The organism is Streptomyces sp. NPDC031064, assembly GCF_055570965.1.
In genome coordinates this window covers 89155-97104 of sequence record NZ_JBVIGF010000012.1, presented here as the reverse complement: position 1 = coordinate 97104, position 7950 = coordinate 89155, and the positions used below count along the sequence as shown (strand labels likewise).

Here is a 7950-nt window from a genome sequence, read left to right as displayed (position 1 = left end):
CGGGAGCGGTCGCACACCCGGCCGCCGCCGAACGGCCGGGCGCCGAGCCGACGGGAGCGGTCGCACACCCGGCCGCCGCCGAACGGCCGGGCGCCGGGCCGACGGGAGTGGTCGCGCGCCCGGCCGTCGGCACGGCCGCCGCGCCGTCGCCCCGCCGGGCACAGGCCGCCCCGGCACAGCGCGGCGCGGTCGACGCGCGGTTCATCAACGGGCCCGTCGCCGTGCTGGACGGGGACGGGAACGCGTACTGCGCCGGGGGCCTGGTCCTCGACTGCCCCGCCCGGGACGTCCCCGCGCTCGTCGACTGGGCGCTCGGCGAGGCCCGGTTGGGCGCGCCCCGGCTGCACCGCAACGGCAAGGACGCCGACCCCCTCGTGGTCCTCACCGAGTCGGCGGCCGTGCGGCTGGGGCTGCCGACCGAGCTGGCCGACCGGCGCGGGCTGCGGCTGCCCGAGGACCACAAGGTCGTGCGCCAGATCACCAAGGCCAAGTGGAAGATGACGCGCCGGGGATTCGGGCCGTGGGCCTGGGTGTACCGGCCGGCGCAGGGCAGCAGGCGCGTCTGCGTGCAGTTCGCCGTCCTGCCGTGGGGCGCGCTGGACAGCCGCGCGTGGGGCGACGCCGCCGGGCTGCCCCCGGCCGAGCTGGCCGACGTGCTCGCCACGTACGCCTCCCGCGTGATCACTCCGCGCGGCACCACCGCCGTGTGCGGGCTGGAGCTGATGAGCGCGCTGCGCCCGCCGACCCGTGCCGTGTACGACGAGGCCGCGGGGGCGTGGGTGTCCGCGCCCAGCCCGGGGTCGCTCATCGAGCCCGTGGACCCGGCGCCGCCCGAGGCCCCGGACGAGCACCCGGTGGTCGCGCAGCTCTACCCGCGCGGGCACCGGCGTACGCCCGACGAGGTCCTCGACGAGGAGGCGTACGACTGGATCCGCGACCCGGAGCTGCTCACCGACGCCGAGTGCGCGCGGCCGTACGCGGTCGGCATCGACGTCAACATGGCGTTCGCGGCGGCCGCGAACCGGCTGACGGTCGGGCTGGGCGGGCCCGTTCACGTGACGTCCCCGGTCTTCGACAAGAAGACGCCGGGCTCGTGGCTGGTGGACCTCTCCGCCGTCGAGGTCGACCCGCGGCTGCCGAACCCGTTCACGCCGCACGGCGCCCGGCCCGAGGGACCGGCCTGGTACGCGACGCCGACCGTGGCGTACGCGGTGGAGCTGGGCCATGAGGTGCGGCCGGCCGAGGCGTACCTGCGCCCGGACAGCGGTCCGTACCTGGACGCCTGGTACCAGCGGCTGCGCGACGCCTACCTGACGACCATGCAGGAGCTGGGCGTACGCGCCGGGATGCCGGAGGACGAGTACCTCGCCGCCATGGAGGCGGTCGACCGGCTCAAGGCGGACGACCCGGGACGGGCCGCCGTCCTGTCGGCCGTCAAGTCGACCGTCAAGGGCGGTATCGGCAAGCTCCGGGAGCGTCCGCAGGGTGCCGGGTACCGTCCCGGGGAACGCTGGCCGGCGCTGGAGCGTCCGACCTGGCGGCCGGACATCCGTGCGGCGGTCATCTCCACCGCGCGGGTCAACATGCACCGCAAGATGCGCCGTCTCGCCGAGGGGGCGGGGCTGTTCCCCATCGCCGTCCTGTCCGACTGCGCCGTCTACCTCTCCGACGGCCCGAGTCCGCTGGACTTCCTGCCGCGCACCCCCGACGGCGCACCGCTCCCGGGCGGTTTCCGGCTGGGCGTCTCGCCGGGCATGGTCAAGCACGAGGGCACGCAGTCCCTGATGTGGGCCGTGCGGCTGCTGGACGAGGGCCACAACCCGGCCCGCCACATCAAGGGCACGGACGCGGCGGCCGGCGGGGAGTAGCGGCGGGGGCGGGGGCGGTCCGTCGACGGGCGGTCAGGGGGTCCACCGGCGCAGTTCGGCGGCGATGGCGCGGACGTCCGCCCCGGCGGCCTTCACCAGCCGGGCCAGGTCCCTGACCTTCTCGGGCGAGGGCGCCACGTCCAGCCCGGAGGCGACCAGGTAGCCGTACGCGACGGCGCAGCCGTACAGGGCGTTGGAGTGCTCCAGCGCGGGGACGTGCAGCAGCAGTTGCAGCAGCGCGGCCGCCCGGATGTGCGGGTCGTCGTAGACGGGTATGCCGAAGATCTCGGCGTCGTGCCGGCTGACGGCGGCGACGAGGGCGCCCCAGTCGGTGACCTGGGGGTCGCCCGGCGTCTTCTGCTCGGCGACCATGAGCAGCCAGGCGAGGTCGATCGAGAGGTTCATGCCCGCCCGTCGGGCGTACGGCGCTCGGGGGCGCCGAACTCCTCGGTGAAGACCGACTCGTACTGCTTCATGAAGTCGGCCGCGGCCTCCACGAAGGTGCGGCCCGCCTCGCCCGCGTCCTGCTGGACGAGCTCCTCGATGTACCGGTTCACACTGACGCCCCGCTGCTGCGCCCTGCGGCGGGCGGCCTCGGCGGTGGTCTCGTCGACGCGAACGTTCAACTGGGTCTTCGCCACACCATCAAGCTAGCGCGAAACCGCTAGCACCGGCAAGAAGCATCCGGGCCGGTGATGGAGGAATTCCTGGGCGGACGAAGGGCCGGCTCGCGGATGATGGGGCCATGAACGATCTTCGTATACGCACCGCCGCGCCGGCCGACCTCGACGCCGTCCTCGCCTTCTGGAAGGTCGCCGCCGAGGGCACGAGCATCAGCGACGACCGGGACGGCGTCGAGCGGCTGGTCGCCCGCGACCCGGAGGCGCTGATCCTGGCGGAGCGGGGCGGCGAGCTCGCCGGAACCGTGATCGCCGGGTTCGACGGGTGGCGCTGTCACCTCTACCGGCTCGCGGTCCACCCGGACCACCGGCGCCGGGGCGTCGGCACGGCACTGCTCACGGCCGCCGAGGAGCGGTTCGTACGGCTCGGCGGGCGGCGCGCCGACGCCATGGTCCTGGACCGCAACGAGCCGGCGCACCACGCCTGGCGGGCGGCGGGCTACGCGCCGCAGCCCCAGTGGAGCCGGTGGGTCAAGCCCCTCGAAGACTGATCGTTTTGCTGATCCTTTACCATGGGTGGACCAGTCACCATCGATCGAAAGGTGTGAGCGTCCGCCCATGGGCGAGCCTCCCAGTAGCACCCCTCACCGACATCGCGCATCCCTCTCCTCCGTGGCCGACCATGGGACGGAGGTGAACCGATGACCGAAGTGCTCCTGCTCCTCGTGGCGCTGCTGCTCTCGCTGGCCTGCGGCGCGTTCGTCGCGGCCGAGTTCTCCCTGACGACCGTCGAGCGCGGGGACCTGGAACGGGCCGTCGAGCGGGGTGAGCGCGGCGCTCCCGGTGCCCTGAAGGCCGTACGCTCCCTCACCTTCCAGCTCTCCGGCGCCCAGCTCGGCATCACCGTCACCAACCTGGTCGTGGGCATGCTGGCCGAGCCGTCCATCGCCAAGCTCATCCGCGGACCGATCCAGGACATCGGCCTGTCGGCCTCCGTGGCGTCCTCGGTGGCCCTGGTCATCGGTACGGCCCTGTCGACGGTCGTCCTGATGGTCGTCGGCGAGCTCGTCCCGAAGAACTGGGCCATCTCGTCCCCGCTGGGCGTCGCCAAGGTGGTCGCCACCCCGCAGCGGGTCTTCACCGCCGCGTTCAGGCCGCTGATCAGCCACCTCAACAACACCGCCAACCACATCGTGCGCCGGCTCGGCATGGAGCCGGCCGAGGAGCTGGCCTCCGCGCGCAGCCCGCAGGAGCTGGTCGCCCTGGCCCGCCACTCCGCGCGCGAGGGCGCCCTGGAGGCGGACACCGCCGAGCTGTTCGTCCGCACCCTGAACCTGGCCGAGCTGACCGCCGAGAACGTCATGACCCCGCGCGTCCAGGTCACCGCCCTGGAGGCGGCGGCCACCGCCGAGGACGTCGCCAACGCGACCCGCGCGACCGGACTGTCCCGCTTCCCCGTCTACCGGGGCGGCCTGGACTCGGTGATCGGCATCGCGCACATCAAGGACGTCCTGACCGTTCCGGCCGGGCAGCGGCACCGCAAGCCGGTGACCGAGATCCTCCGCGAGCCGCTGCTCGTCCCGGAGTCGCTGACCGTGGACCGGCTGCTGGACCGGCTGTCCGGGAAGACCACGATGGCCGTCGTCATAGACGAGTACGGCGGCACGGCCGGGGTCGTGACGCTGGAGGACATCGTCGAGGAGGTCGTCGGCGAGGTGCGTGACGAGCACGACCCGCACGAGACGCCGGACCTGGCACCGGCGGGCGAGGACGCCGACGGGCGGGCCCTGTGGTCCGCGGACGGCGCCGCCCGCACCGACCAACTGGAGACGATCGGCCTGCGCGTGCCGGACGGCCCGTACGAGACCCTCGCCGGGCTGGTCGCCACCGAGCTGGGCCGCATCCCGGCCGTCGGCGACAGCGTCACCCTCGGCGGTTGGCTGCTCGACGTGGTGGACGCCTCCGGGCGCCGCGCCGCGCGCGTCCTGCTGCACGCCCCGGTGGGCGGGCCGGACGGCGGGTCCGGGGAGCCGGGGGCCCGTGAGGGCGGGGAGGCGGGCCGATGATCGCGATCCAACTGCTGATCGGTTTCCTGACGCTGGTGGTGAACGCCTTCTTCGTCGGCGCGGAGTTCGCCATGATCTCCGTACGCCGCAGCCAGATCGAGCCGGAGGCGGAGGCCGGGAACCGGCGGGCGCGCAGCGTCATCTGGGGCCTGGAGCACGTCTCGGCGCTGCTCGCGGCGGCGCAGCTCGGTATCACGCTGTCCACCCTGGTGCTCGGTGTCGTCGCCGAGCCGGCCATCGCCCACCTGCTGGAGCCGGTGTTCGACGCCGTCGGCGTGCCGCACGGGCTGGTGCACCCGATCTCGTTCGTGATCGCGCTGTCGCTGGCCACGTACCTGCACATGCTGCTCGGCGAGATGGTGCCGAAGAACATCGCGCTGGCCGAGCCGACCCGCACCGCGCTGCTGCTGGGCCCGCCGCTGGTGACGCTGGCGCGGGCGCTGAAGCCGGTGATCTTCACGATCAACGCGTTCGCCAACGCCCTGCTGAGACTGCTGCGGGTCCAGACGCGGGACGAGGTGGCGGCGACGTTCTCGGACGACGAGCTGGCACGGATGGTGACGGACGCCGGTGACGCGGGGCTCCTGGACGACCGGGCGGCCGAGCGGCTGCACGACGCCCTGGAGCTGGGACGCCGTCCGGTGCGTGACGTGGTGATGCCGGTGGAGCGGGTGGTGTACGCCCGGGTGGGCACCACGCCGGAGGAGCTGGAGGCGCTGGCCGCCGAGTCGGGGTTCTCCCGCTTCCCGGTGGTCGACTCGACCCGCCGCATCCTCGGCTACCTGCACGTCAAGGACGCCCTGGACGTGACGCCGCGCGACCTGCCGTTCCCGGTGTCGGCGATGCGGCCGATCGCCCGGGTGCGGGCGGCCACCCCGCTGGACGACGTCCTGACGGCGATGCGCCGCAGCCGTACGCACCTGGCGGCCGTGCTGGACGACGACGGCAGGCTGGCCGGCATGGTCACGATGGAGGACGTCCTGCGGGAGTTGGTGGGCCGCCCGGCGGTCTAGCGCCAGGTCCGGTACCAGGGCTCGTAAAGGTCCCGTACCGGGCGGTACGATCACTCCGCCATGGAGATGAATGCCACCTACAACAGTTTCGTCGCGGTGGGCGACAGCTTCACCGAGGGCATGTCGGACCTGCTGCCCGACGGCTCCTACCGGGGCTGGGCCGATCTGCTGGCGGCCCGCCTCGCCGCCCGCACGCCGGGGTTCCGGTACGCGAACCTCGCCGTGCGCGGCAAGCTGATCGGCCAGATCGTCGACGAACAGGTGGACCTCGCGGCGGCCATGAAGGCGGACGTCGTCACCCTGGTCGGCGGGCTCAACGACACCTTGCGCCCGAAGTGCGACATGGGCCGGGTGCGCGGGCTGCTGGAGGAGGCGGTGGAGCGGCTGGCCCCGTCGTGCGGGCGGTTGGTGCTGATGCGCAGCCCCGGCCGCAACGGTCCCGTCATGGAGCGGTTCCGGCCGCGCATGGAGGAGCTGTTCGGTTACGTCGACGAACTGGCCGCCCGGCACGGTGCCCTGGTGGTCGACCTGTACGGCGCGGCGGTACTGGGCGACCCGCGGCTGTGGGACCTGGACCGGCTGCACCTGACCACGGAGGGGCACCGGCGGGTGGCCGAGGCCGTGTGGCAGACGCTCGGCCTGGCGCCGGAGGAGGACTGGCGGGCGCCGCTGCCGCCCGCGGTGCCGCCCGCCTGGCTGGCCCGGCGGATCGGTGACGTACGCTTCGCGCGGCAGCACCTGGGGCCGTGGATCGGGCGGCGGCTGACCGGCCGGTCCTCCGGCGACGGACGGCCGGCCAAGCGGCCGGAGCTGCTGCCGTACCTCCTCGACGACGGGTCCTCGGTCCACTGAGCCGCGTTCGTAGCAAGCCACAATCCGGACCGTGGCGCTGGCCTGCACAAACCGCCAGTAGAATCAGGTCACGTGACTGCTCAGACTGCGAAGCCCCGCATCCCGAACGTTCTGGCCGGCCGCTACGCCTCCGCGGAGCTCGCCGTCCTCTGGTCCCCCGAGCAGAAGGTGAAGCTGGAGCGCCGGCTGTGGCTCGCCGTGCTGCGCGCCCAGAAGGACCTCGGGATCGAGGTGCCGGACGCCGCGCTCGCCGACTACGAGCGGGTGCTCGACCAGGTCGACCTGGCGTCGATCGCCGAGCGCGAGAAGGTCACGCGCCATGACGTGAAGGCGCGGATCGAGGAGTTCAACGCGCTCGCGGGCCACGAGCAGGTCCACAAGGGCATGACGTCCCGCGACCTCACCGAGAACGTCGAGCAGCTCCAGATCCGGCTCTCCCTGGAGCTGATGCGCGACCGCACGGTGGCGGTGCTGGCCCGGCTGGGCCACCTGGCGGGCGAGTACGGCGAGCTGGTGATGGCGGGGCGCTCGCACAATGTCGCCGCCCAGGCCACGACGCTCGGCAAGCGGTTCGCGACCGCGGCGGACGAGCTGCTGGTGGCGTACGCGCGGCTGGAGGAGCTGCTGGGCCGCTACCCGCTGCGCGGCATCAAGGGCCCGGTCGGCACGGCGCAGGACATGCTGGACCTGCTGGGCGGGGACGCGGCGAAGCTGGCGGAGCTGGAGCAGCGGATCGCCGCGCACCTGGGCTTCGCGCACGCCTTCACCTCGGTCGGCCAGGTCTACCCGCGCTCCCTCGACTACGAGGTGGTCACCGCGCTGGTTCAGCTCGCCGCCGCGCCGTCGTCGCTGGCCAAGACGGTCCGGCTGATGGCCGGGCACGAGCTGGTCACCGAGGGCTTCAAGCCCGGCCAGGTCGGCTCCTCCGCCATGCCGCACAAGATGAACACCCGCTCCTGCGAGCGCGTCAACGGCCTGATGGTCATCCTGCGCGGCTACGCGTCGATGACCGGCGAGCTGGCGGGCGACCAGTGGAACGAGGGCGACGTGTCCTGCTCCGTGGTCCGCCGGGTGGCGCTGCCCGACGCGTTCTTCGCGCTCGACGGGCTGCTGGAGACGTTCCTGACGGTGCTCGACGAGTTCGGCGCGTTCCCGGCGGTCGTCGCCCGCGAGCTGGACCGCTACCTGCCGTTCCTGGCGACCACCAAGGTGCTGATGGCGTCGGTGCGCGCCGGGGTGGGCCGCGAGGTCGCGCACGAGGCCATCAAGGAGAACGCGGTGGCGTCGGCGCTGGCCATGCGCGAGCAGGGCGCCGAGCGCAACGAGCTCCTCGACAAGCTCGCCGCCGACGACCGCATCCCGCTGGACCGCGAGCAGTTGGACGCGGCGATGGCGGACAAGCTCTCGTTCACGGGTGCCGCCGCCGACCAGGTCGGTGCGGTGGTCGCCCGCATCGAGGAGATCGCCAAGCAGCACCCGGAGGCCGCCGGTTACGTCCCCGGTGCGATCCTCTGATCCGGGGCACCCGACC

The 7950-nt window shown here is 73.3% G+C and carries 8 protein-coding genes; 6 read left to right on the top strand and 2 right to left on the bottom strand.

The genetic code is table 11. From position 1 onward, the window contains the following. The coding region (gene tap / locus ACZ46W_RS33425) for a telomere-associated protein Tap (protein ID WP_468345782.1) at positions 1-1868 on the top strand (1868 nt) is incomplete at its 5' end. A gap of 33 nt (positions 1869-1901) precedes the next feature. Here the strand turns inward: tap and ACZ46W_RS33420 are convergent. Next, the gene (locus ACZ46W_RS33420; RefSeq protein ID WP_468345780.1) at positions 1902-2273 is read right to left on the bottom strand and encodes a fic family toxin-antitoxin system, toxin component; all 372 of its coding nucleotides are present in this window, start codon (positions 2271-2273) and stop codon (positions 1902-1904) included. After that, positions 2270-2509, bottom strand: a complete 240-nt coding sequence (locus ACZ46W_RS33415) for a toxin-antitoxin system HicB family antitoxin (protein ID WP_468345778.1) — start codon at positions 2507-2509, stop codon at positions 2270-2272. Before ACZ46W_RS33415 ends, ACZ46W_RS33420 begins: the two co-directional genes overlap by 4 nt. A gap of 104 nt (positions 2510-2613) precedes the next feature. Between ACZ46W_RS33415 and ACZ46W_RS33410 the strand changes: the two genes are divergently transcribed. The 5 genes from ACZ46W_RS33410 to purB all read left to right on the top strand — a co-directional run bounded on the left by ACZ46W_RS33410 (position 2614) and on the right by purB (position 7934). Continuing rightward, positions 2614-3039: a GNAT family N-acetyltransferase gene (locus tag ACZ46W_RS33410; RefSeq protein ID WP_468345776.1), complete on the top strand. Its 426-nt coding sequence runs from the start codon at positions 2614-2616 to the stop codon at positions 3037-3039. Between the two features lie 150 nt (positions 3040-3189). Then, entirely contained in the window at positions 3190-4554 is a 1365-nt protein-coding gene (locus ACZ46W_RS33405) for a hemolysin family protein (protein WP_468345774.1), read from the top strand. Beyond that, positions 4551-5567 (top strand): hemolysin family protein, encoded by a 1017-nt coding sequence (locus tag ACZ46W_RS33400; protein WP_468345772.1) that lies wholly within the window; start codon positions 4551-4553, stop codon positions 5565-5567. The genes ACZ46W_RS33405 and ACZ46W_RS33400 overlap by 4 nt, the downstream gene beginning before the upstream one ends. A 60-nt stretch (positions 5568-5627) precedes the next feature. Beyond that, the gene (locus ACZ46W_RS33395) at positions 5628-6419 is read left to right on the top strand and encodes an SGNH/GDSL hydrolase family protein (RefSeq protein ID WP_468345770.1); all 792 of its coding nucleotides are present in this window, start codon (positions 5628-5630) and stop codon (positions 6417-6419) included. A 72-nt stretch (positions 6420-6491) separates the two neighbouring features. Next, complete coding sequence (purB, locus tag ACZ46W_RS33390; RefSeq protein WP_468345768.1) at positions 6492-7934, top strand: adenylosuccinate lyase; 1443 nt, start codon at positions 6492-6494, stop codon at positions 7932-7934. Positions 7935-7950: the final 16 nt, after the last annotated feature.

Bases quoted from the DNA above. Each gene is read 5' to 3' on its own strand.
- ACZ46W_RS33420 (WP_468345780.1), bottom strand. From the start codon at position 2,273: ATGAACCTCTCGATCGACCTCGCCTGGCTGCTCATGGTCGCCGAGCAG.
- ACZ46W_RS33410 (WP_468345776.1), top strand. From the start codon at position 2,614: ATGAACGATCTTCGTATACGCACCGCCGCGCCGGCCGACCTCGACGCC.
- ACZ46W_RS33405 (WP_468345774.1), top strand. From the start codon at position 3,190: ATGACCGAAGTGCTCCTGCTCCTCGTGGCGCTGCTGCTCTCGCTGGCC.
- ACZ46W_RS33400 (WP_468345772.1), top strand. From the start codon at position 4,551: ATGATCGCGATCCAACTGCTGATCGGTTTCCTGACGCTGGTGGTGAAC.
- ACZ46W_RS33395 (WP_468345770.1), top strand. From the start codon at position 5,628: ATGGAGATGAATGCCACCTACAACAGTTTCGTCGCGGTGGGCGACAGC.